The following is a 22,304-nucleotide window of genomic DNA, read 5'->3' as shown; positions in this document are numbered from 1 at the left end:
ATGATGTTGGTCCGCGCTCCCGGCGTCTATCGAGTCCAGCACGACACGCGGCTGCTCATACGCGCACTGTCGCAGGCGCGTATCCCGCACGGCGGTCGCGTACTGGATATCGGCACCGGCACCGGGGCGCTCGCCGTTGCCGCCGCCCACCATGGTGCCCACACCATCACCGCGGTCGACGTTTCCCGTCGCGCCGTGGCCACCGCATGGTTGAACTGCCGACTGCGCGGCCTGACCGTCCGAGCCCTACACGGGGATTTCGAGGCGATACTCGGAACCGATCGCTTCGATCTCGTCCTCGCCAACCCGCCCTACGTTCCCGCTCCTCGTAGCGCTCCCGATCGCGGCGAAGCCAGGGCCTGGAACGCGGGAGAAAAGGGCAGGGCCTTTTTGGATCGCCTGTGCGCGATGATGCCGCGCCTACTCGAATCCGGCGGCGTCGCGCTGACCGTGCATTCGTGCCTGTGCCATCCCGATACGACCGTTGCCCAACTCCGCGACGGCGGACTCGAGGCCGCCGTCGTGGCGCGCTCGTCGGTGCCGTTCGGTCCCGTCATGCGCGAACTGACCCCGTGGCTGACCTCGACCGGCCTGATCGAGCCCGGCCAGCACCGAGAAGATCTGGTGGTGATCCGTGCCGACAAACCCCGACCGTGAACCCCGGCGGATCCGGCTCACGACCGATGGCCCTGCCCTCATCGAAGGGCCGGTCGAAGTCGTCACTCCGGACGGACGGACCATTCACTCCGACCGAGTCGTCGTCGCGCTGTGTCTGTGCCGCCGTTCGTCGAACTACCCGTTGTGCGACACCAGCCATCGCAAGCACCGACGACACGAACCCTGATACGGGAACTCAATGCCGGTACCCGGAGACCTGAGTGGTCTCGTCGGCCACCCGGACGCCGTAGTGGTAGGCGAGCTTGCCGCCGAGATAACCCGAGACGCCCAGCACCCCGAGGGCGATGATCGACAACACCAACTGGCCCAGCGGCACGGCGCCATCCGGTCCGTCACCGGACTGCCGCCACCAGAAGTCGATGGCGAAGGCGGCCGTCACGGTCAGATTCAGGCTCATGTGCACAAGGCCCGTGCGAAACGCCGAGGTGCCGGTCGGGATCGCGAGCAGATCCAGCAGACCGACCACGGCCGCGACGAGCGCGCCGAGCACACCGACCGCGATGAGCCATGCCGAGCCACGGGCGAGGGACTGCGGGTCGCCCGCGATATGCGAAGCGATGTCGAATACCACGCTCGCCACCCATGCCCCGATCGGCACCGTTACGAGGATCGGATGGAACGGATGTCCGTACGGACCGGCCAGCATCGCGCTGACCGGGCGCTTGGCCTGTTGCATGTCACTGGTCACGACAACCTCCTAGCGCCGCTCGATCGAGTGGGACCACACGGCCACACCGATCGCATACCCACTCGGTTTCGACCGACACGCCGACACGGAGGTACGGATCGGCCGCCTGACCACCACACCCGGCCCCACTCACCAAACCCGCTGACACACAAGGGAAAAACCCAGCAGACGACAAAAAGCCGCAGACCCGAGAAAATTCTCTGATCTGCGGCTTTCCGCGTATCTGTGGGCGAAGGGGGACTTGAACCCCCACGTCCCGAAGGACACTGGCACCTGAAGCCAGCGCGTCTGCCATTCCGCCACTCGCCCGAGCGACTGGGAGACAGTATCACGCAGGTCGGCGAGACACGAAATCGCCTGTTGACGGCACTCGAGTGCGGTCCGGACAGGCGCGGGAACCCAGGCTGGCTTCCGGGAGTTACAGGTGTGGACGATCGTGGATATCATGCAATGAACGTGGTCGATACGCGACACGCCATATCCGCGTGTCGTTGTTATGAATAAACAGACACGCACCGAAGGGAGGCCGAGATGGGCATCGTTTCTCGATTCGAGCGTCGCCTGCAAGGCGCCGTCGGTGACGTGTTCGCCAGAGCCTTCGGGGGCAGTGTCGTTCCCCAGGAGGTGGAATCGGCACTCAAGCAAGAAGCCGCCGACAATATCCAGGATCTGGGTGGCGGACATCTGTTGGCGCCCAACAGTTATGTGATCACCATCAACACCTCTGATCACCAACAACTCGACGCCGACCACGACCTCACCACCCGCGCGTTCGCCAAACACCTTCAGGACTACATCCGCGAGCAAGGCTGGCAGACCTACGGCGAAGTACACGTGGCATTCGAGGCATCACCTACGCTGCACACCGGACAGTTCAGGGCGAGCGGTCGGGTCGATCCCGACATCGGCCGCAGAGCCACCGCGGCTCGCAGCCCCGAACCCACGCCACAACGACCTGCACACCCGCAACCAGGAGCTGGCCCCATGACGCAGAACTCAGGCTACGACCCAAGCCGTGAGCCCGCGGAGTCCGATCCACGCAACCGCGGGTACGCACCGCCGCCTGCGGGGCGGCCCGGGCCGCCGAACGGTGCGTACCGCGACGACTACGGCCGGGGCGGCGCGCCATACGGCGGTGGCTCCGACTACCAGGCGCCGGACTCGCAGCAGGGTTACGGCGACTATCAGAACGGCTACGACTACCAGCAGGGTGGCCAGGGCTACGGCCAGCAGGCCTACCAGGAGCCCGGTTACGGGCAGCAGGGCTACGGCGAGCGCGGCGGCTACGGCCAGCAGCAGGGTGGCTACGCCGACCAGGACTACGGCCAGCAGGGCTACCAGGAGCCCGGTTACGGGCAGCAGGGCTACGGCGAACAGGGCTATGGCCAGCAGGGCTACGGACAGTCCGGCTATGGCGAGCAGGGCTACGCCGACCAGGGCGGTTACGGTCAGCAGCCGGGCTACGGCCAGCAGGGCTACGCGCAGTCCGGCTACGGCGAACAAGGCTACGCGGAACCGGGTTACGGCGAGCAGGGCTACGCCGCGCCCGAGGAGCAGGGCGGCTACGGCCAGGCCTACTCGCAACAGCCCAGCTACGGCGCCCAGGGCGGCGGCTACCAGGCCCCCGCGCCCGCGTATGGCGGTGGCGCACAAGCCGGTTCGGGCTACTCCGCGACGTTGCAGCTCGATGACGGCAGCGGCCGCACCTACCAGCTCCGCGAGGGCAGCAACATCATCGGCCGCGGTCAGGACGCGCACTTCCGGCTGCCGGATACCGGAGTTTCCCGCAGGCACATCGAAGTTCGCTGGGACGGGCAGACCGCGATGCTCTCGGATCTGGGTTCGACCAACGGCACGCTCGTCAACGGCTCCCCGGTTCAGGACTGGCAGCTGGCCGATGGCGACGTTATCCGCGCCGGGCACTCCGAGATCCTGATCCGTATCGTCTGATCCCGTAAGCTCGCGATGCAGGTCACGACATGGCGTACAGGGATTCTGCGGCCGTATCGTGATCGAACTCGACCCACGGCCCTATGATGCTGCCAACACACGCGCGTCGCCAGGACCGGGGCTCGCGAAACCAGCAGGCCGGTGGGGGCGAACTCGCACCTACGGCACCGACGTACACGGTCGAACAGGAGGTGGAGCGCCGTGCAGGGACTGATCCTGCAATTGACCCGTGCGGGGTTCCTGCTGCTGTTGTGGTTATTCGTGTGGGCGGTATTGCGCACCCTGCGCAGCGACATCTACGCGGCATCCGGCATCCGGATCCAGCCCAGGGCCGCACGCGGTTCCGCGGTGCTGCCGTCTTTCAGCCGAGGCCAGAAGGGCGCCAAATTTCTTGTGGTGACTCAAGGTTCACTCGCCGGCACTCGCATCTCGCTCGGCACCCAACCGGTGCTGATCGGACGTGCGGACGACTCAACGCTGGTACTCACCGATGATTACGCCTCCACCAGACATGCGCGGCTCTCACCGCGCGGTGACGACTGGTACGTCGAAGACCTCGGCTCGACGAACGGCACCTACCTCGACCGTGCGAAAGTCACCACCGCAGTCCGAGTTCCACTCGGAACCCCCGTCCGTGTCGGCAAAACAGTGATCGAGCTGCGATCGTGACACTTGTTCTCCGCTACGCAGCGCGCAGCGACCGCGGTCTTGTCCGAGGCAACAACGAGGACTCCGTCTACGCGGGCGCACGGCTGCTCGCACTAGCCGACGGTATGGGCGGCCACGCCGCAGGCGAGGTGGCATCGCAGTTGATGATCGCCGCGCTGGCCCATCTCGACGACGACGAGCCCGGCGACGATCTGCTCGGCAAGCTCAATACCGCCGTCCACGAGGGCAATGGCGCCATTGCCGATCACGTCGAGGAAGAGCCCGAACTGGACGGCATGGGCACCACGCTCACCGCAATCCTGTTCGCGGGCAAGAAACTCGGCCTGGTCCACATCGGTGACTCGCGCGCCTATCTGCTGCGCGGCGGCGAGCTGGCGCAGATCACCCGCGACGACACCTTCGTCCAGTCGCTGGTCGACGAGGGCCGGATCACGCCCGAGCAGGCGCATACCCATCCGCAGCGGTCGCTGATCATGCGCGCCCTCACCGGCAACGAGATCGAGCCGACGCTGATCATGCGCGAGGCCAGGGCCGGCGATCGCTATCTGCTGTGCTCCGACGGACTCTCCGATGTGGTCAGCGATGAGACCATCGCCAACACCATGCGCGAGGGCAGCACCGACGAATGTGCCGATCGTCTCATCGAACTCGCCTTGCGCAGCGGCGGCCCGGACAACGTCACCGTGGTCGTCGCCGATGTCATCGATCTGGACTACGGGCAGAGCCACCCGATCGTCGCGGGCGCGGCCTCGGGTCAGGACGAGGACAGCCCGCCGCCGAATACCGCCGCCGGTCGAGCCGCCGCGATGCGTCCGCCGCGGGCCGAACCGCGCCGGGCCGCCGCCACACCGGAGACGCCGCCGCAGAGCAAATCGCACAAGTTGCGCTGGATCCTGCTCGCGGTCGCCCTGGTGCTGGCCGCCGCGGTCGGATTGCTGGTCGGCTACAACATGATTCGCAGCAACTACTACGTCGGCGCGGATAACGACAAGGTCGTCATCATGCGCGGGCTGCCGGGTTCGGTGCTGGGTTATTCGATCCACGAGGTCGAAACGATCGGCTGTGTCGACCCGACCGGCGCCCTCACCCTGAAGCAGCCGGACGAAACGCTGCCGCCGAAGTGCAAGGCGCTCAAGGTTTCCGATCTCAAGCAGACCGGACACGACCAGGTGGACAAGGGGCTGCCGCCGGGTTCGCTGGACGAGGCGCGCAAGCAGATGCAGATGCTGGCGCGCAACGAGCTGCTGCCCGTCTGCCCGACCAAGGAATCGGTGCCGCAGCCCGGCGTCGTGCCGCCGAGCGAGCCGCCGACGCAGCCCGGGGTCCCCGCGCCGACGACGGTCGCGCCGACCACCGAGAACCGGCCGCCCGCGCCCGAACCGCAGCCGAGTGAGACCAAGAGCCCCGACGCCAAGACCCCGACGGCGACGACGTCGCCGAACCCCCAGACGGCGGGGGAGCCTTGCCGGGTGACGGACTGATGTCCGCTCCGGCACCGCCGTCCGCTGGGGCCTTTCCCAGTCCACCCGGCGGATTCGCGCCAGCGCCGCCACCGTCGACGAAGCGCAATGCCGAACTCGTATTGCTCGCCGGCGCGACGGGCATCGTCACCGTTTCGCTGTTTCTGGTCGAGGCGAGTCAGGAACAATCGGTCACCTGGGATATCGCCAAGTACGGTCTCGCCTATCTGGCCCTGTTCGCGGTCGCGCATCTCGCGGTGCGCCGCTTCGCACCGTTCGCCGATCCACTGCTCTTACCGATCGCCGCGCTACTCAACGGACTCGGCCTGGTGCTGATCCATCGGCTCGATCTCGCCGACGCGCAGACCGCCGCTTACAACTCGTGGCCGATCCCGTCCCCCGACGCCAATCAACAGATCCTGTGGACGGGTCTGGGGATGATCATCTTCATCGCGCTCCTGGTCGTGCTGAGCGATTACCGCACGCTGGCCAAATACAGCTACACCCTAGGCCTGACAGGCCTAGTCGCGCTGGCGATTCCGGCACTGCTGCCCGGGGCGTATTCGGAGACCAACGGCTCCAAGATCTGGATCAGGCTGCCCGGATTGAGTGTGCAGCCGGGTGAATTCGCGAAGATTCTGCTGATCATCTTCTTCGCCTCGGTGCTGGTCGCCAAGCGCGATCTGTTCACCGCAGCCGGTCGGCATTTCCTCGGCATGGAGTTCCCGCGCGCCCGCGACCTCGGCCCGATTCTGGTGGTCTGGATCGTCTGCATCGGCGTGCTGGTCTTCGAAAAGGACCTCGGCACTTCGTTGTTGATCTTCAGCACGGTGCTGGTGATGCTCTACATCGCGACCGAGCGGGTCGGCTGGCTCGTCATCGGCGGCGCGCTGCTGACCATCGGATTCTTCTTCGCCTACCAGGCCTTCAGCCATGTCCGGGTGCGCACGCAGACCTGGCTGCACCCGTTCGCGGATTACAACAACACCGGCTACCAGATCTCGCAGTCGCTGTTCGGCCTGGCCACCGGCGGATTGGCGGGCACCGGCCTCGGCAGCGGACGGCCCTCGCAGGTGCCCTTCGCCAAAACCGACTTCATCATCACCACCATCGGCGAGGAACTCGGCCTGTTCGGGCTGGCCGCGGTGCTGCTGCTGTTCCTGGTGTTCGTGGTGCGCGGTCTGCGGACCGCGCTCGCCGTGCGCGACAGCTTCGGCAAGCTGCTGGCCGCCGGGTTGTCGTTCACCATCGCGATCCAGCTGTTCGTGGTGGTCGGCGGTGTCACCAAACTGATTCCGCTGACCGGTCTCACCACCCCGTTCATGTCCTACGGCGGTTCGTCGCTGCTGGCCAACTACGCGCTACTGGCATTGCTGATCAAGGTCTCCGACGCGGCACGTGCCCCGGCGCCGGTGCGCAAGAAGGATCCGGTGGCCCCGATCGCGGATGCGACCACCGAGCTTCTGCGCAAACCGGAAGCGAGGCCGCAGGAATGAACACGCCGCTACGACGGGTCGCGGTCGCGGTGATGCTCATGATCGTCGCTCTGCTGCTCAACGCCACCTATGTCCAGGTGATCAAGGCCGACGATTACCGCACCGATCCGCGCAACTCACGCGTGCTGCTCGACGAATACGCCCGCCAGCGCGGACAGATCTCCGCGGGCGGCACCGTGCTGGCCAGTTCGGTCGCCACCGACGATCGCTACAAGTACCTGCGCACCTACCCCACCGATCCGGAGGCGTACGCACCGGCCACCGGCTTCTACTCGATGCAGTACGGCAGCACGGGGCTGGAGCGCGCCGAGGATACGGTGCTCAACGGTTCGGACAATTCACTGTTCGGACGCCGCCTGATCGATATGATCTCGGGTCGTGATCCGCGCGGCGGCAATGTGCTCACCACGCTGGATCCGATGATGCAGCAGGTCGCATACGAACAGCTGACCGCCAAGGGCTACACCGGTTCCGTGGTGGCGATCGAGCCGAGTACGGGCAAGATTCTCACCATGGTGTCCACCCCCAGCTACGACCCGAACCTGCTGTCCGGGCACGATGGCGCCCAGGGCACCAAGTCTTGGGAAGAGCTGAGTGCGGACCAGCGCCAACCCATGTTGAATCGTGCTGTGTCGCAGACCTATCCGCCGGGCTCCACCTTCAAGGTGGTCGTCACCGCCGCCGCGTTGGCCAACGGCACCGCAACCCCGGACGACCAGTTCACCGCCGCGCCGAACATCACGTTGCCGGGGACGAACACGACGCTGGAAAACTACAACGGCACCACTTGCGGCAGCGGCCCCACCGCAACGCTCACCGAGGCGTTCCGCAGATCCTGCAATACCGCATTCGTCGAACTCGGTCTCAAGGTCGGCTCGTCCAACCTCAAGGACGAGGCGGCCGCATTCGGCATCGGTGCGCACCGCGGCATCCCGATTCCGGTGGCGGAGAGCACCGTCGGCACGATTCCGGACAATGCCGCGCTGGCCCAGAGCAGCATCGGCCAGCGCGATGTCGCGCTCACCCCACTGGACAACGCGGTCATCGCCGCGACCGTCGCCAACGGCGGCGTCCGCATGGAGCCGTACCTGGTCGACCAACTACAGGGACCCGATCTGAGCGAGCTCTCGAAAAATAAACCGGTCTCGGTCGGCCAAGCTGTCAGCGCCCAGGTAGCGTCGACGCTGACCAACCTGATGATCGCGTCGGAGGACAACACCGTCGGACACGGCCAGACCCGGTATCAAATCGCCTCTAAGACCGGAACCGCCGAACACGGAAGCAATCCGCGCAATACGCCACCACACGCCTGGTACATCGCCTTCGCGCCCGCGCAGAACCCCAAGATCGCCATCGCGGTGATCGTGGAGAACGGCGGCGACCGGGCGTTGGCCGCCACTGGTGGCTCGGTGGCCGCGCCGATTGCCCGCGCGGTGCTGGACGCCGGTTTGCGAGGGCGCTGAGAGATTATGAACGTGCGAGTGGATGTACGGGGGCCGGGATGCTGAACAACGGTGCGATGATCGCCGACCGATATCGCCTGCAACGCCTGATCGCCACGGGCGGTATGGGGCAGGTCTGGGAGGCGCTCGACACCCGACTGGACCGCCGGGTCGCGGTGAAGGTGCTCAAGTCGGAGTTCTCGGCCGACCCGACCTTCCGGCACCGGTTCCGCAGTGAGGCCAAGACCACGGCCCAGCTGAATCACCCGGGTATCGCGGGAATCTACGACTACGGCGAGACCATGGATCCCAGCGGCGGGGAAACCGCCTATCTGGTCATGGAATTGGTGCAGGGCGAACCGCTCAATACGGTGCTGAACCGGCTCGGGCGGCTTTCGGTGGCCCAGGGTCTGGACATGCTGGAGCAGACCGGTCGCGCACTCGAGGTCGCGCACGCCGCCGGCGTCGTGCACCGTGACGTCAAGCCGGGCAATATCCTCGTCACGCCGACCGGTCAGGTGAAGATCACCGACTTCGGCATCGCCAAGGCCGTCGACGCCTCCCCGGTCACCAAGACCGGCATGGTGATGGGCACCGCCCAGTACATCGCGCCGGAGCAGGCGGTCGGCGAGGACGCGACCGCGGCCAGTGACGTGTACGCACTCGGTGTGGTCGGCTACGAGGCATTGGCCGGGCAGCGGCCGTTCAGCGGCGACGGTGCGATCACCGTCGCGATGAAACATGTGCGCGAGGCACCACCGCCGATGCCGTCCGATCTGCCGCCGAATGTGCGCGAGCTGATCGAGATCACCATGGGCAAGGATCCAGCCCTGCGCTACGCCAGCGGCGGCGAATTCGCCGATGCCGTCGCCGCCGTGCGCGCCGGACGCCGCCCACCACCACCGGTCACCACCGCAGGACCGGCGGCAACCGGTGCGACCCGGGTGCTGCCGCCCGGCCCGACCGTGATTCTGCCGTCGCATGACCACGATGGCCCGACGGTCCGGTACAACACCCCGGCCACGCCGATGGGTGTCGGCGGCGCTGCTTCGACCAGACAGACCCCCGCAGGTGCGCCCAGGACCGTGATGAGTTCCGGCGCCACCCGCGCCAACCCCGGGCCCGGTCCGGAGACCTCGAAGTTCACCACCGGCCAGAAGGTCGGCGCGGCCGTGGCCGTCGGCGCGGTGCTGCTCGTCGGACTCGTCTTGTGGCTGCTCTTCGGCGGCGATACCAATCCGGATACCGTGCGTCCGGTCACCACCACCACGAAGGTCGCGCCGCCGCCGGTCACCACGCTGCCGCCGACCACAACCGAGGCGCCGACGACCGTCGTCACCACGACCAGACCGGCCCCGCCACCGCCGCCGACCACGGAACCGACGACGACAACACAGCCGCCGACCACAACGCCGAGTACCACAGCGCCGAGTACGACGAAGTCGTCGAAGACGACGAGTCCGTCCACCACCACAAGAGGCTCGTGGTTCCCTACGCTCGATTTACCATTTCCGGATAGTCCCGGTGCCCGAGGACCCTCGGCCACTCCAGGCGCTGCTACTCCGCAAGGACAACCATGACGACCCCGAAGAATCTCTCATCCCGCTACGAGCTGGGTGAGATCATCGGGTTCGGCGGCATGTCCGAAGTCCACAAGGCGCGCGATCTACGGCTCAGCCGGGACGTCGCGATCAAGGTGCTGCGTGCCGACCTGGCCCGCGACCCTACGTTCTACCTGCGCTTCAAGCGCGAGGCGCAGAACGCCGCCGCACTGAACCATCCGGCCATCGTCGCGGTCTACGACACCGGCGAGGCGGAGGTGGACGGCGGCCCGCTGCCGTACATCGTGATGGAGTACGTGGACGGTGACACGCTGCGTGACATCGTGCGCGGTAAGGGTCCGATACCGCCGCGCCGGGCCATGGAGGTCGTCGCCGACGTCTGCGCCGCACTGGATTTCAGCCATAAGGCCGGAATCGTGCACCGCGATATGAAGCCGGCCAACATCATGATCAACCGGGCCGGTGCGGTGAAGGTGATGGACTTCGGCATCGCGCGCGCGATCGCCGACAGCTCCAACCCGATGACCCAGACCGCGGCCGTTATCGGTACCGCGCAATATCTTTCGCCCGAGCAGGCGCGCGGTGAGACCGTCGACGCCCGCTCGGATGTCTATTCCGTCGGCTGTGTGCTGTTCGAAATCCTCACCGGCGAGCCGCCTTTCACCGGTGACTCGCCGATCGCCGTTGCCTACCAGCACGTCCGGGAGGATCCGCGGCTGCCATCGCATGTCCACAACGGAGTGCCGCGCGAGCTGGATTCCGTCGTGCTCAAGGCGATGAGCAAGAATCCGGCCAACCGGTACCAGTCGGCCGCCGAGATGCGTGCCGATCTGATCCGGGTGCTCGGCGGCCAGAAGCCGAGCGCGCCGATGGTGATGACCGACGAGGACCGCACCACCATCCTCGGCTCGAACGAGCCGGCGCCGCGCAGCTTCCGCACCGTCGAACGCAATGACGACACCGCCGAGCAGGAGCCCGCCGAACCGGCGAGTCCGCGCCGCAATCTCTATATCGCGCTCGGCGCCGCCGCGGCGGTCATCGTCGCGTTCGCCCTGTTCTGGGTATTGATCGGACCGGGCGCGCGCCCGGATCAGGTCGCCATACCCGACCTTTCGAACAAATCCGCGCAACAGGCCCAGGACTCGCTGCAGAAGCTCGGCTTCACGGTGGCCATCCAGCAGAAGCCGGATAACAAGGTCGCCACGGGCAATGTCATCTCCACCCAGCCGCTCGGCGGCTCCCGGGTCGACAAGGGCAGCACGATCACCGTGCAGGTCTCCTCCGGACCGGCGCAGGTGCAGATTCCACGACTCGACGGCATGACCCAGGAGCAGGCGGAGCAGCAGCTGAACGCCAGTGGCTTGCGGATGGACCCGAACGTGCAGCGCAAGCCGTCGAGTGCGCAGGAGACGGACAAGGTGATCGGCACCGACCCCTCGGCGGGCTCGCGTGTCGATGTCGACCGGGCCATCGTCGTGATTCTCGGCTCCGGACCGGAGCAGATCCGGGTGCCGAATGTGGTCGGTCAGGACATCAGTGTCGCGCAGCCGAATCTGGTGGACAGCGCCGGTTTCAAGATCAATATCCAGGAGGTGCCGTCCTCGAAGCCCAAGGGCGAGGTGCTCTCGACCAACCCGGCGGGCGGCGCGAGCGCGGACAAAGGGTCGCCGGTCACCGTGCAGGTCTCCAGCGGTGACATCGTCATGCCGAGCCTGGTCGGCCTGACCACGGCGCAGGCGGTGGACAAGCTGCGGCAGGCGGGTTGGACCGGCACGTCGGCACAGATCAGCCAGACCACCCAGGGCACCTTCGATACCAACAGCGTCGGCCGGGTCGTCAGCCAGCAGCCCGCAGCAGGATCGGCGATCGGGAAGAACGGAACAGTATCGATCACCACCTACGTCCTGGGTCCGCCGTGATGGCGGCACCCAGGTCAGGGGCCTGAATACGCGCAAAGGCGGACAACTCGGCGCGAGCAGGGCCTGCTCATCCAAACCCAACCGTGGAACGGGAAGCAGCCCATCGCCACCGCGGACTACGGCAGTGCCTGACGCCGATCAGGAGAGATCCAGGTGGCGATTCATCGACATCGCCGCCTCGGCCAGCTCCGTCAATTCGACCACCTCGACGCCGCGCTGCCGCAATTGCTCCACCCCGACGCAGTTGGTCACGAAGGTCGTCGGTTCCCGCCAGGCGATGACGACGCGCGGAATCCCGGCCCGCAGGATCCGGTCGGTGCACGGCAGCCGGGTCGCGGTGGCGCGCTGGGAACACGGTTCCAGGGTGCTGTAGATTGTCGCTCGCGCCAGCCGAGGATCGTCCGCGTCGAGCTTGTCGAGCGCGGACTCCTCGGCATGGACCTTCTCATCGGTCTCGCGCGAGTAGCCGGTCGAGATCTCGACGCCGTCGGCCACGATGACCGCACCGACGGAGAATGCGGTCGGGCTGGGCGGGCACAGCCGCGCCCGATCGATTGCCCGGCGCATGAATCGGATATCGGTTTGTTCCTCGGACTCGCGCGGCAGGTAGCGCAGTAATGCGATATCACCGATCCGACTGACATCGGCCAGGTGCATTCGGCGGGCCGGGTAGCTCGCGGGGCCGAGAAAGCGCGGCGCCGCGGCATGTCCGACGACGATCGGCGCGACCGCCATCTGCAATTCGTCGGCCAGGTCCGCCGCGAGGAACTGCGTATGGATGCGGGTGCCGCCCTCGACCATGAGCTGGGCGATGCCGCGGCGGCCGAGATCGTCGAGCAATGCTGCGAGGTCGATATCGGCACCGAGCGGGACCACCTCCGCCAGACCCGCCAACCGATCACCGAGCTTCGCCGCACCGGCGTGTGTGGTGTAGACGAGTTTGTCTCCGCCGTGGTGCCAGAACCGCAGCTCGGGATCCAGATCACCGCGTGCGCTCACGGCGATCTTCAACGGGTACTCCGGTTTTCCGGCCGCGATACGCGCGGCCCGCCGGTCGGCACTGTCGACCAGCAACCGCGGATTGTCGCGCCGCAGCGTCTGCGCGCCGATCAGGATCGCGTCGGACTCCGCGCGCACCTGATCCACCCGATCGAAATCCGCGGCATTGGACAGCTTCAGTCGCTCCGGACTCGCATCGTCGATGTATCCGTCGACACTGACCGCGACGGACAGCAGGACATAGGGCCGACGCGTCACTGGGTCACCAGTGCCGCGACCTCCGCCTCCAGCATCTCCACCAGCCCCTCGGACGGACGTTCGCCACATATCTCCAGCCAGTTCGCCAACATCCGGTGCCCGCCTTGGGTCAGCACCGATTCGGGATGGAACTGCACGCCGTGAATCGGCAGCGTCCGATGCCGCATGGCCATCACGATCCCGGACTCGGTGCGCCCGATCACCTCGATATCCGGGGGCAGGGTGTTCTCCAGGACGGTGAGCGAGTGGTATCTGGTCGCGGTGAACGGGTCTGGCAGACCGGCCAGCACGCCCGCGCCGAGATGGAATACCGAGCTGGTCTTGCCGTGCAGCAACTCCGGCGCGCGAGTCACGGTGCCGCCGAACGCCTCTCCGATGGCCTGATGGCCCAGGCACACCCCGAGCAGCGGAATTCCGTGCCGGCTGCACGCATGCACCAGATCGATGCTCGCGCCCGCCCGGTCCGGAGTGCCAGGTCCGGGGCTGATCAGAATGCCGTCGTATTCGGTGACGACCGCGTCCAGATCGGCCAACTTCGGGTCGTCATTGCGCCAGACCACGGCCTCGGCACCCAACTGGCCGAGGTACTGCACCAGGTTGAACACGAAGCTGTCGTAGTTGTCGACGACCAGTACACGCATGCTGACGAGATTACGTGGCGACCCGGCGGACCGTCGCCCGCATTACCAGTTGGGATAGCCTAGAGGCAGACCGGCGGGGACCTGAGCCCTCACCCGGACCGTCTCGGCCCCCGCCGGATCGGGTTCTGTGGTGCGCGAGCTCGGCCATAATTCAACCGAATCCCGCCCGCCGGTACCCGACCTGAACGCCGAACACGAGGACGACATGCCCAAGTCGAAGGTCCGCAAGAAGACCGACTACACGATCAATCCCGCCAGCCGCACGCCGGTGAAGGTGAAGGCTGGGCCGTCCCCGGTCTGGTACGTCGTGATCATGCTCGGCTTCATGCTGGCCGGGCTGGTCTGGTTGCTCGTCTACTACTTGGCCAACGACAAGATCTCCTGGATGGCGGATCTCGGGGCGTGGAACTTCCTGATCGGCTTCGGTCTGATGGTCATCGGCCTGATCATGACCATGCGCTGGCGGTGACCTGGCTCAGTAGCTGGCCTTTTCGAGCGACCTGCAAGCAGTCGCTACGGCAAGGATTACAGACGTGTCATTCATGCACACCTGTGGATAACCGTGTGGACAACTCGAGGAACGATTGGGGAAAGTGACACGTGGATCCCGAATCCGATTCGACTGATCCGCTTCCCGAACCACGCACCACCTGGACCACGCCGATGGCCGCTCTCATCGCGGTCACCATCGGTGGTGTGGTGCTGGCCGGTGCCGCCATCCTCGCCAAGGACGGGCCGAGCCGGCTGCTGATCGGATTGGCGGCGATCGGCCTGCTGGCCTTGGCCGGACTCGGATTCCGACAGCGCCCGCGCCTGAGCATCACCACCGATCCACAGCCGCGACTGGTGGTTCGTACTCTTACCGGGCCGACCGAATACACCCGCGATCAGATAATGCGGGCCCGTGTCGTCGGCTATCGCCGCCTCGGCCGCAAGAATCCCATGCTCGAAATCGACGTCGAGCACCACGGCGACGAACGGCTGCTGATCTTCGGTCGCTGGGACCTCGGCACCAGTCCGGACGAGGTCTTCGAAACCCTTGTCGCACACGGACTGGCGCAGTAGCAGCGCGCCGAATGCACGCGGCGGCAACGTTTCACGTGAAGCATCTACCGCAGTGATATCGCCGCGGCAACGATGACGGCGAGTGCCGCCACGGCGACGGCGGCAACCGCTGCCCAGCCGATCAGCCGTGCGTTCTCTTGGGATTTCGCGCGCAACCACTCGGGCAGGAACAGAATGCCGAGCGCGGCAAGGGTGCCCGCGGCGAGTCCGCCGAGGTGTCCGGCCAATGAGATACCGGGCAGCGAGAAGCTGATGAAGACATTGATACCGATGAGGATCAACATCTGATTCGGATTCTGCCGCACCCGGATCAGGATCACGGTGATCGCGCCGAACAGTCCGTAGACAGCACATGATGCACCCGCGGTGAGGCTGTCCCTGGCGAAAACCATCACGGCGGCCGCACCGCCGAGCAGCGACACCAGGTAGACCACCAGATAGCGCACCCGCCCTAGTACCGGCTCGATACTGCGGCCGACCACATACAGCGCGAACATATTGAGCAGCAGGTGGATCGGACCGTAATGCAGGAAGCCGGAGCCGATCAGCCGCACGTACTGACCGTGCGCGACCGCGGGCGGATAGAGCACCCAGTCGACGTACAGCGCGGAATGCCCGGTGTTCTCCACCAGACTCTTCGATTGACCCGCGGTGACCGCGAAGACGATCGTGTTCAGCGCGATGAGCGCATAGGTGACATACGGAATCGGGGTCCGCGCGGTCTGCGCACCGGCGACGGTTCGCACCGGCCGGACCTCACGCTGCCCCTGACGGACACAGTCGACACAGTGCTGTCCGACCGCCGCGGGTCGCAGACACTCCGGACAGGCCGGCCGCCCGCACCGAGTGCAGGCCAGGCCCGTAGGACGATTTGGGTGGCGGACGCAGGTCGGTGCGGGCGGTTGAGCGTTCATCGGATTATTCGATAGTGATCTTGGAGATGGTGATGGCTTCCTTGGGACGGTCGTTGCGATCGGTCGGCGTGGTCGCGATGGCATCGACGACCTTGCGCGAATCGGGGTCGACGACCTCCCCGAAGATGGTGTGCTTGCGGTTCAGATGCGGCTGCGAACCGACGGTGATGAAGAACTGCGAACCATTGGTGCCCGGTCCGGCATTGGCCATCGCCAGCAGGTAGCCGCGGTCGAAGCGCAGTTCCGGGTGGAATTCGTCGCCGAATTCGTAGCCGGGTCCACCGCGTCCGGTGCCGGTCGGGTCACCACCTTGAATCATGAACCCGTCGATCACCCGGTGGAAGCTCACGCCGTCGTAGAACGGACCGGAGGCGCCGCCGCTGGCGTTCTCCGTCTTGTACGGTGCCGATCCGTCGACCAAGCCGACGAAGTTCCGCACCGTCTTCGGGGCGTGGTTACCGAAGAGCGAGATCTTGATATCGCCGTGGTTGGTGTGCAACGTGGCCACGGCGGTCTGATTCGGTGAGGTCACGCCGCCCATCGTGCCACGATCCTCGCAATCTTCGCCGCACCGGGCCGGGTGCGGCTGTGATCTGGGACTACTGCGCGATGCTCAGGTATGTGCCACAGTTGTCGAATGACCCTGGGGCGCCTACTCACCTCCGCACGTTCTCGTAACCGTCTGATCGCCGCGGTCGTCGTCGCGCTGGCCGGTGGCGTGGCCTGGTTGGTCCGTAGCAAGCGTCCACAACCGCCGGAACCGGCGCCGGCGCCGCCGCGAATCGGCTACTCCCGCAACGGTTCCGCGCCGAACCCCTTGGCGGGCGCCGGCGCGGACAACGGTCGCTGACTCCCCGCTGGCGATCCCGCTCAGCGGCTGACGGTGCGCTTGTACTGCCGCAGCGCGAGCGGGATGAACACCAGCAGGATGATCGCCACCCAAGCCAGCGTGGTCGCCACTGGATGCTGCATGGACCAGGCGTCCGATTTCGGCGCCATCGGACTGGTGTTGCCGAACAGGTCGCGGGTCGCCTGGGTGACCGCCGAGACCGGATTCCATTCGGCGAATACCCGCAGCGCCATCGGCAGATTCTCGAGCGGCACAAAGGTATTGGCCAGGAATGTCAGCGGGAAGATCACCATGAAGCTGGCGTTGTTGAACACCTCGGGCGCGCGGACCAGCAGGCCGACCACGGCCATGATCCAGGAGATCGCGTACGCGAAAAGCAGCAACAGCACATAGGCCAGTACCGCGTCGAGCAGTGATCCGCGAATCCGCCAGCCGACGACATAACCGGTCAGCGACATCACCACCAGGCTGACCACGTTGATCACCACATCGCTGATGGTGCGCCCGACCAGCACGGCCGACGGCGCCATCGGCAGCGAGCGGAACCGATCGATAATGCCCTTCTGCATATCCTCGGCCAGGCCCAATCCGGTGAACGTCGCGCCGAACACCACCGACTGCGCGAAGATTCCCGCGATCAGGAACTCCCGGTAACCGCCCGACATGCCGGGCACCTCGATCGCCGAGCCGAAGATATAGGCGAACAGCAGCACGAACATGATCGGCGACAGCGTCGAGAAGATCAGCACGTCGGGTACGCGCTTGATCTTGATGACATTGCGCTTCGCGATGGTCAAGCTGTCGGTGCAGACGATGGTGAGACGTTCGCCGAGCGGCATGCGGGTTCTGGTGTCCACGGTCGCCGCGGTCATCGCTTGCTTCCCTCCGTTGCTTCGAGCCGATCCGCGGGCTTGTCACCATTGCCGTCGATCAACTCCTCGGCCTCGTGACCGGTGAGCGTGAGGAAGACATCGTCCAGCGAGGGACGACGCAGACCGACATCGTGAATCTGCACATTGTGGGTGCTCAGCCTGCCGATGGCATCGACGAGTGCCTGCGATCCGTCACTGACCGGAACGGTGATCCGGCGCAGTCCGGGTTCGAGATGGATCTCCCCGTCCGCCAAGCCCTTCAGCGCCTCCTGGGCGGTCGCGAGATTGTCGGCGTGGTCGACGGTGAGTTCTATGCGGTCGCCGCCGACCAGGGTCTTGAGTTCATCCGCGGTGCCGCGGGCGATCACCTTGCCGTGGTCGATCACCGCGATGGCGTCGGCCAGCCGGTCGGCCTCCTCCATGTACTGCGTGGTGAGCAAGAGGGTGGTGCCACCGGCCACCAGTTCCTCGATGACATCCCAGAGGTCGAGGCGCGCACGTGGATCGAGCCCGGTGGTCGGCTCGTCGAGGAAGAGCACCGGCGGATTCGCCACCAGCGCGCCGGCCAGGTCGAGCCGTCGGCGCATGCCGCCCGAATAGCCCTTGACCGGTCGATCGGCGGCATCGCTCAGCCGGAAGCGCTCCAGCAATTCCCGCGCGCGCTCCTTACTGCGCTGTACGCCCATGTGATAGAGCCGGCCGACCATCTCCAGGTTCTCGAAACCGGTGAGATATTCGTCGACGGCGGCGTATTGCCCGGACGCGCCGATGCGTGAGCGCAGAGCCTGTGGATTGCGGAGCACGTCGATACCCGCGACGGTCGCGCGGCCGGCATCCGGAATGAGCAGGGTGGTGAGCACCCGGACCGTGGTGGTCTTGCCCGCACCGTTGGGTCCGAGCAATGCGGTGACGGTACCCTCGGGCACCGCCAGGTCGAGTCCGTCGAGAGCGACCAACTGGCCGTATCGTTTGACCAGCCCCTCGGCGACGATTGCGTCGGGCATGTTTCTCCTGAGGTTCGCTCGCTGCGGGCGAGGTGACCATTACCCGAGTCAGTATTGCCCTGTGCACCGACAATTTCCGGTGATTTTTCGTCGACCTGGGCTTTACCAGCGATCGATGCTCGCGAATCGCCATCGAACACAAAACGGTCGCATCCCTTTCCGGGCGGTGCTCGGGGGTGCCGGATCGGGATGCGACCGATTTCGATCCTGCCGCCAGATCCCCCTCCGATCGCGCGTAGCGCACTACCCGATTCAGGAACGGCCGGGTACTCGGGTCCCGCGGGCACGACATGCCCGTGCCCCAACGACACGCGACAAATCCGACCGAATCTGCCGTCCGGTCGATGAACCCCAGGAGTGATTCCGGACGCACAGCAACCGGTCGGCATGGTTTTCACATTTGTACAGACCGCTCAGTGAGCTCACGCCCCGGCCGTAAATCACTGCGCGACAACATTTTTGACAACAGTCACCGAATCGGCAAACAGGCCGACAACCGACCGGTCCGGCTACCTGGGCGGCGTCCGCACCCAGCGCAGGTGAGCCGTCCCGAAAAATCTTGGAAAGTGGTGATCCCCACGCACACACAATCCCGGAACATCGCGTAGGATCATTCACGTCGGCCCCTCCCCCCCGGGCCGACCTTACGCGGGCCTCGGCTAACTCCCCCCCTTCGCCGAGGCCCGCTCCCCATTTCCGGGGCCAGGTCAGCCCCACTCAGCTATCTGTCGGCACCGCCGGATTCTCCGCCATGCCGACCGATAGCCAGGCGGCCGTCAGCCGTTGCGCCCGTACCTTTCCGGCAGTCGCCAGCAACCGTTGATCCCGCTCCCACCGCTCGCGCACGACCGGATCGGCCTGTGCCCACAGCGGCTCCAGTTCCGTAAGTACCTGTTCGAAGTACGCGTACGCGCCGCCCAGTGCGATATGCCCACCCGGTGAGGTCGGCCGATCCATATCGAGACCACGCACGAAGGCGACCGCGGCGAGTAACCGCTGCAACGTCGCCCGCGGCCAACCGGACTCGCGCCCGACCCGCACCAGCCAGCCGAGGGTGGCCGCGAGCACATGGACGTCCTCGATGGTGCGGAACGGTTTGAGGTAATCCGAGTACCCGTCGCCGGGCAGCGGCTCGGCCGCGGCATCGGCGAATGTCACCGAGGCGTGTGGGATTTCGGGTGCGAAATGTACCGCGGGCAGATTCGTCACATCGACGCCGGGCTGTGCCGCGTCGACGAGTACCGCGCGCAGCCGGTTGCGACCGTCGGCCGCCGTGCCCGCGCTGGCGATCACCAACATCCGCCGCGCGAGTATCCCCAATGTGGTGAAGGTCTTGGTGCCGTTCACCCGCCAGCCGTTATCGGTCTCGGTCACCTCGGTCGCGATCGCGGACGGATGCGCGCCACCCGCCTCGGTCGCGGAGACCGCGACCAGCTCATCGGCCGGAAGTCCGGGCAGCAACGCACGCAGCGCCTGCTGATATCCGGACAGGAATGCGAAACCCAGTCGGTCCGCGCCGAATCCACCGGCGATCGCTATATCGATCGTGGTGCCGAACCGCTCGGCGGCCGCCCGATGCCGCGTCCACGCATCGGTGATCGACTCGAGCGGTGTCGGATCGAGCGCCTCGGTCAGCAGATAATCGAACACAGAGTCCACTCGTGCACGCTAACCGAGAATCGTCGCCCGGCTCGCACCCAGGAAGCTGGCGACTAGCCCGCAATCCTTATCCGGCACGCGGCGATGCGACAGCGGAATCTCAGGATCGCCAGGTATCACTGACTCGTCATCCCCCTCGTGAGGAGCCTGACCAGTGACGAAACCAGATCTCGAGCGCCGGAGGGCGCTGTACGACGCCGAGGCACGACTGTCCTGGGTGCTCGCCGCACTGGCCGGTCTCATCGGAGCCGCGGCCTTCATGCATACCGAGGGCTACTTCGTCACGTTCATGACCGGCAATACCGAACGCGCCGTGCTCGGCTACTTCCACGACGAACCCGATATCGCCGTCGCGGCGGCCCTGCTCATGCTCTCGTTCCTCGCCGGCGTCGTGGTTGCCTCCTGGTGTCGCACGCACTACTGGTCCGGTCATCCGCACGGGCCGACCCTGCTCACCACGCTCAGCCTCGCTGCGGCATCCCTGCTGGACGGCATCATCTACTGGGCGACGAACGCCACCAATATCGACCTCATCCCGATCCTGTTCGTCGCCTTCGGCGTCGGCGCGCTCAACACCTCGTTCGTCAAGAACGGCGAGGTCTCGATACCCCTCAGCTACGTCACCGGCACCCTCGTCAAAATGGGCCAGGGTATCGAACGCCATATCAGTGGCGGCGATTACGCCGACTGGCTCGGCTACTTCCTGCTCTATGCCGCCTTCTGCGCGGGCGCGCTGCTCGGCGGATTGCTGAGCCTGATCGTCGCGGGCTGGGCCATGCTCATCACCGCCACCGTGGTGTGCCTGATCACTACCTGCTTCACCTACCTGCACCTGGACCGCCACGGCCCGCCCACGACGAGCTGACCCACGTGCGCGTCGTCGAGGCGACGGATACGGTTGTCCGGTGGGGAGTTTCGAGGATCCAACGCCGGATCACCTTGCGGCACTTGCACAACACAGCACCTGGGCCGAAATTCGACCGCTATTGCGGCCGATTCTGCGTCCGACGACCTACAAACAGGCCGCACTCGACAACCTGCTGCACCGCTGGCCCGAGGCCGCCGAGATCGACACCCGGTTCGTCAGCCGACCGGCCTTCCCGTTCGTCGACGAATTGGTCGCGATAGACCTGCCGAACACGCGAACAGTCATCAACTACTCGACCATGGCGCTCTGGCCTGTTTCGGCCGACGAGGTCTTCACGGCGGCCCGCGAAAATCTGGAAGCCATTGCGCAGCCGCATGATCCGCGCGGCAACGCGATCCTCACCCGCACCGATCGCGACGGCAGTGCCTACCTCACCTCCTGGCCGCTCGCCCCGGGTTGGTTGGCGAGCTTCAGTCAGCGCTACGCCGGTCGCCGGCCCGTCGTCTTCATGCCCGACATCGACACACTGGTCGTGGTCCCCGATATCCCACACCTGCTCGCCCGCATCTACCGCCAAGTCGAGCAACAGTATGTGGATGCACGCCAACGCCTCTCGCCGCAGGGCTACACCCTCGACGAGGACGACACCGTCGTTCCCTTCGATCGCGCGGGCCGACACGAACAACACCAGGCTGCCGTCCGCGCCGGATACCGCCTTGCCATGTGGGAGTATGCCGTCCAAGCCCACTGGCTCAACCAGGCGCTCGAACGCGACCTCGAATTCACCCGCTACGACCTGAAGATGGCCATCGTCGGCGACTTGAAGCCGGCGGGCACCGACACCCACCCCTACACCTACACCGTCTGGGGCCAAGGCGTCGACTACCTGCTCCCCGCCGCCGACTACATCATGTTCGCCGGCACCGACGCCGACGACAACGCCGTTCCGATCTGCACCGTCCCGCTCACCGCGGCTCTCGAAATAACCGGCCTCACACCGATTCCCGGCATGTCCCCCATTCGCTTCGAAGCCCGCTTCTGGCCCGATGAAACGATGCTCACCCAGTTGAAGCAGGCCTCGGTCGCCCTGTGAGTCAAACCGGGACTCGGTCCGCATATCCGAACCCCCATGGCGAACCTGTGCAAAGATGGCACATCGCTCGAACCGCACGACCTTGCACGATGCAGGCCTAGTCGATTACGCGCAGAGCTTCACGCGTCGGCCGTCCGCCCACTCGGGCGCGACGCCCGGCCCCTTGGACGCAGCGACCACCGCATTTCGCGTCACTCAAAGCTGTTGATGAGCAAGC

General features: G+C 66.0%; 22 protein-coding genes and 1 tRNA gene. 14 read left to right on the top strand and 9 right to left on the bottom strand.

What is annotated here, in order from left to right:
- The gene (locus ACQPZ2_RS00175; protein ID WP_433523736.1) at positions 1-657 is read left to right on the top strand and encodes a HemK2/MTQ2 family protein methyltransferase; all 657 of its coding nucleotides are present in this window, start codon (positions 1-3) and stop codon (positions 655-657) included.
- On the top strand, positions 635-844 hold the full coding sequence (locus ACQPZ2_RS00170) for a CDGSH iron-sulfur domain-containing protein (protein WP_433523735.1): 210 nt from the start codon (positions 635-637) through the stop codon (positions 842-844). Before ACQPZ2_RS00175 ends, ACQPZ2_RS00170 begins: the two co-directional genes overlap by 23 nt.
- A 9-nt stretch (positions 845-853) precedes the next feature.
- Here ACQPZ2_RS00170 and ACQPZ2_RS00165 read toward each other — a convergent pair whose 3' ends face one another.
- Positions 854-1,366 carry a DUF2231 domain-containing protein gene (locus ACQPZ2_RS00165; RefSeq protein ID WP_433523734.1) on the bottom strand — a complete coding sequence of 171 codons (513 nt, stop codon included), beginning with the start codon at positions 1,364-1,366 and terminating at the stop codon, positions 854-856.
- A 226-nt stretch (positions 1,367-1,592) separates the two neighbouring features.
- A tRNA-Leu gene (locus tag ACQPZ2_RS00160) sits at positions 1,593-1,675 on the bottom strand.
- Positions 1,676-1,897: 222 nt separating this feature from the next.
- Between ACQPZ2_RS00160 and ACQPZ2_RS00155 the strand changes: the two genes are divergently transcribed.
- From ACQPZ2_RS00155 to pknB, 7 genes are all read left to right on the top strand, one after another.
- Entirely contained in the window at positions 1,898-3,316 is a 1,419-nt protein-coding gene (locus ACQPZ2_RS00155; RefSeq protein WP_433523733.1) for a DUF3662 and FHA domain-containing protein, read from the top strand.
- A 201-nt stretch (positions 3,317-3,517) separates the two neighbouring features.
- Positions 3,518-3,985 carry an FHA domain-containing protein FhaB/FipA gene (locus ACQPZ2_RS00150; protein WP_014980860.1) on the top strand — a complete coding sequence of 156 codons (468 nt, stop codon included), beginning with the start codon at positions 3,518-3,520 and terminating at the stop codon, positions 3,983-3,985.
- A complete protein-coding gene (locus ACQPZ2_RS00145; protein WP_433523732.1) occupies positions 3,982-5,466 on the top strand; it encodes a protein phosphatase 2C domain-containing protein in 1,485 nt (494 codons plus the stop codon). Before ACQPZ2_RS00150 ends, ACQPZ2_RS00145 begins: the two co-directional genes overlap by 4 nt.
- Entirely contained in the window at positions 5,466-6,941 is a 1,476-nt protein-coding gene (locus ACQPZ2_RS00140) for an FtsW/RodA/SpoVE family cell cycle protein (RefSeq protein WP_433523731.1), read from the top strand. Before ACQPZ2_RS00145 ends, ACQPZ2_RS00140 begins: the two co-directional genes overlap by 1 nt.
- Complete coding sequence (locus ACQPZ2_RS00135) at positions 6,938-8,404, top strand: peptidoglycan D,D-transpeptidase FtsI family protein (protein WP_063044145.1); 1,467 nt, start codon at positions 6,938-6,940, stop codon at positions 8,402-8,404. The genes ACQPZ2_RS00140 and ACQPZ2_RS00135 overlap by 4 nt, the downstream gene beginning before the upstream one ends.
- A gap of 38 nt (positions 8,405-8,442) precedes the next feature.
- Positions 8,443-9,963, top strand: a complete 1,521-nt coding sequence (locus ACQPZ2_RS00130) for a protein kinase domain-containing protein (protein ID WP_433523730.1) — start codon at positions 8,443-8,445, stop codon at positions 9,961-9,963.
- On the top strand, positions 9,960-11,864 hold the full coding sequence (gene pknB / locus ACQPZ2_RS00125; RefSeq protein ID WP_433523729.1) for a Stk1 family PASTA domain-containing Ser/Thr kinase: 1,905 nt from the start codon (positions 9,960-9,962) through the stop codon (positions 11,862-11,864). Before ACQPZ2_RS00130 ends, pknB begins: the two co-directional genes overlap by 4 nt.
- Positions 11,865-12,002: 138 nt before the next feature.
- Here the strand turns inward: pknB and ACQPZ2_RS00120 are convergent, their stop codons facing one another.
- Together ACQPZ2_RS00120 and ACQPZ2_RS00115 are read right to left on the bottom strand one after the other, a co-directional pair.
- Positions 12,003-13,121 (bottom strand): dihydrofolate reductase family protein, encoded by a 1,119-nt coding sequence (locus ACQPZ2_RS00120; protein ID WP_433523728.1) that lies wholly within the window; start codon positions 13,119-13,121, stop codon positions 12,003-12,005.
- The gene (locus ACQPZ2_RS00115; RefSeq protein WP_433523727.1) at positions 13,118-13,762 is read right to left on the bottom strand and encodes an aminodeoxychorismate/anthranilate synthase component II; all 645 of its coding nucleotides are present in this window, start codon (positions 13,760-13,762) and stop codon (positions 13,118-13,120) included. Before ACQPZ2_RS00115 ends, ACQPZ2_RS00120 begins: the two co-directional genes overlap by 4 nt.
- A 205-nt stretch (positions 13,763-13,967) precedes the next feature.
- Here ACQPZ2_RS00115 and crgA point away from each other — a divergent pair, with 205 nt between their 5' ends.
- Together crgA and ACQPZ2_RS00105 are read left to right on the top strand one after the other, a co-directional pair.
- Positions 13,968-14,231, top strand: a complete 264-nt coding sequence (gene crgA / locus ACQPZ2_RS00110; RefSeq protein WP_063044162.1) for a cell division protein CrgA — start codon at positions 13,968-13,970, stop codon at positions 14,229-14,231.
- Between the two features lie 194 nt (positions 14,232-14,425).
- Positions 14,426-14,827: a PH domain-containing protein gene (locus ACQPZ2_RS00105; protein ID WP_433527700.1), complete on the top strand. Its 402-nt coding sequence runs from the start codon at positions 14,426-14,428 to the stop codon at positions 14,825-14,827.
- 44 nt (positions 14,828-14,871) lie between these two features.
- On the opposite strand, the gene ACQPZ2_RS00100 is transcribed toward ACQPZ2_RS00105, so the two are convergent.
- Positions 14,872-15,741, bottom strand: a complete 870-nt coding sequence (locus tag ACQPZ2_RS00100) for a rhomboid family intramembrane serine protease (RefSeq protein WP_433523726.1) — start codon at positions 15,739-15,741, stop codon at positions 14,872-14,874.
- 4 nt (positions 15,742-15,745) lie between these two features.
- Positions 15,746-16,273, bottom strand: a complete 528-nt coding sequence (locus ACQPZ2_RS00095) for a peptidylprolyl isomerase (protein WP_433523725.1) — start codon at positions 16,271-16,273, stop codon at positions 15,746-15,748.
- Positions 16,274-16,378: 105 nt separating this feature from the next.
- On the opposite strand from ACQPZ2_RS00095, the gene ACQPZ2_RS00090 reads away from it, so the two are divergent.
- Positions 16,379-16,591: a hypothetical protein gene (locus ACQPZ2_RS00090; RefSeq protein ID WP_063044151.1), complete on the top strand. Its 213-nt coding sequence runs from the start codon at positions 16,379-16,381 to the stop codon at positions 16,589-16,591.
- A 20-nt stretch (positions 16,592-16,611) separates the two neighbouring features.
- On the opposite strand, the gene ACQPZ2_RS00085 is transcribed toward ACQPZ2_RS00090, so the two are convergent.
- The 3 genes from ACQPZ2_RS00085 to ACQPZ2_RS00075 form a co-directional block, all read right to left on the bottom strand.
- Complete coding sequence (locus tag ACQPZ2_RS00085) at positions 16,612-17,430, bottom strand: ABC transporter permease (RefSeq protein WP_433527699.1); 819 nt, start codon at positions 17,428-17,430, stop codon at positions 16,612-16,614.
- 29 nt (positions 17,431-17,459) lie between these two features.
- Complete coding sequence (locus ACQPZ2_RS00080) at positions 17,460-18,467, bottom strand: ATP-binding cassette domain-containing protein (RefSeq protein ID WP_433523724.1); 1,008 nt, start codon at positions 18,465-18,467, stop codon at positions 17,460-17,462.
- 717 nt (positions 18,468-19,184) lie between these two features.
- Positions 19,185-20,126: an acyl-CoA dehydrogenase family protein gene (locus ACQPZ2_RS00075; protein ID WP_433523723.1), complete on the bottom strand. Its 942-nt coding sequence runs from the start codon at positions 20,124-20,126 to the stop codon at positions 19,185-19,187.
- 154 nt (positions 20,127-20,280) lie between these two features.
- Between ACQPZ2_RS00075 and ACQPZ2_RS00070 the strand changes: the two genes are divergently transcribed.
- Together ACQPZ2_RS00070 and ACQPZ2_RS00065 are read left to right on the top strand one after the other, a co-directional pair.
- Positions 20,281-20,991: a YoaK family protein gene (locus tag ACQPZ2_RS00070; RefSeq protein WP_433523722.1), complete on the top strand. Its 711-nt coding sequence runs from the start codon at positions 20,281-20,283 to the stop codon at positions 20,989-20,991.
- A gap of 40 nt (positions 20,992-21,031) precedes the next feature.
- Complete coding sequence (locus ACQPZ2_RS00065; protein WP_433523721.1) at positions 21,032-22,087, top strand: hypothetical protein; 1,056 nt, start codon at positions 21,032-21,034, stop codon at positions 22,085-22,087.
- Positions 22,088-22,304: the final 217 nt, after the last annotated feature.

The organism is Nocardia pseudovaccinii (assembly GCF_050942345.1).
In the GTDB taxonomy this organism is placed as follows: Bacteria; Actinomycetota; Actinomycetes; order Mycobacteriales; family Mycobacteriaceae; genus Nocardia; species Nocardia pseudovaccinii.
The sequence above is the reverse complement of the archived record's forward strand: the minus strand, read 5'-3'. Positions and strand labels throughout refer to the sequence as shown.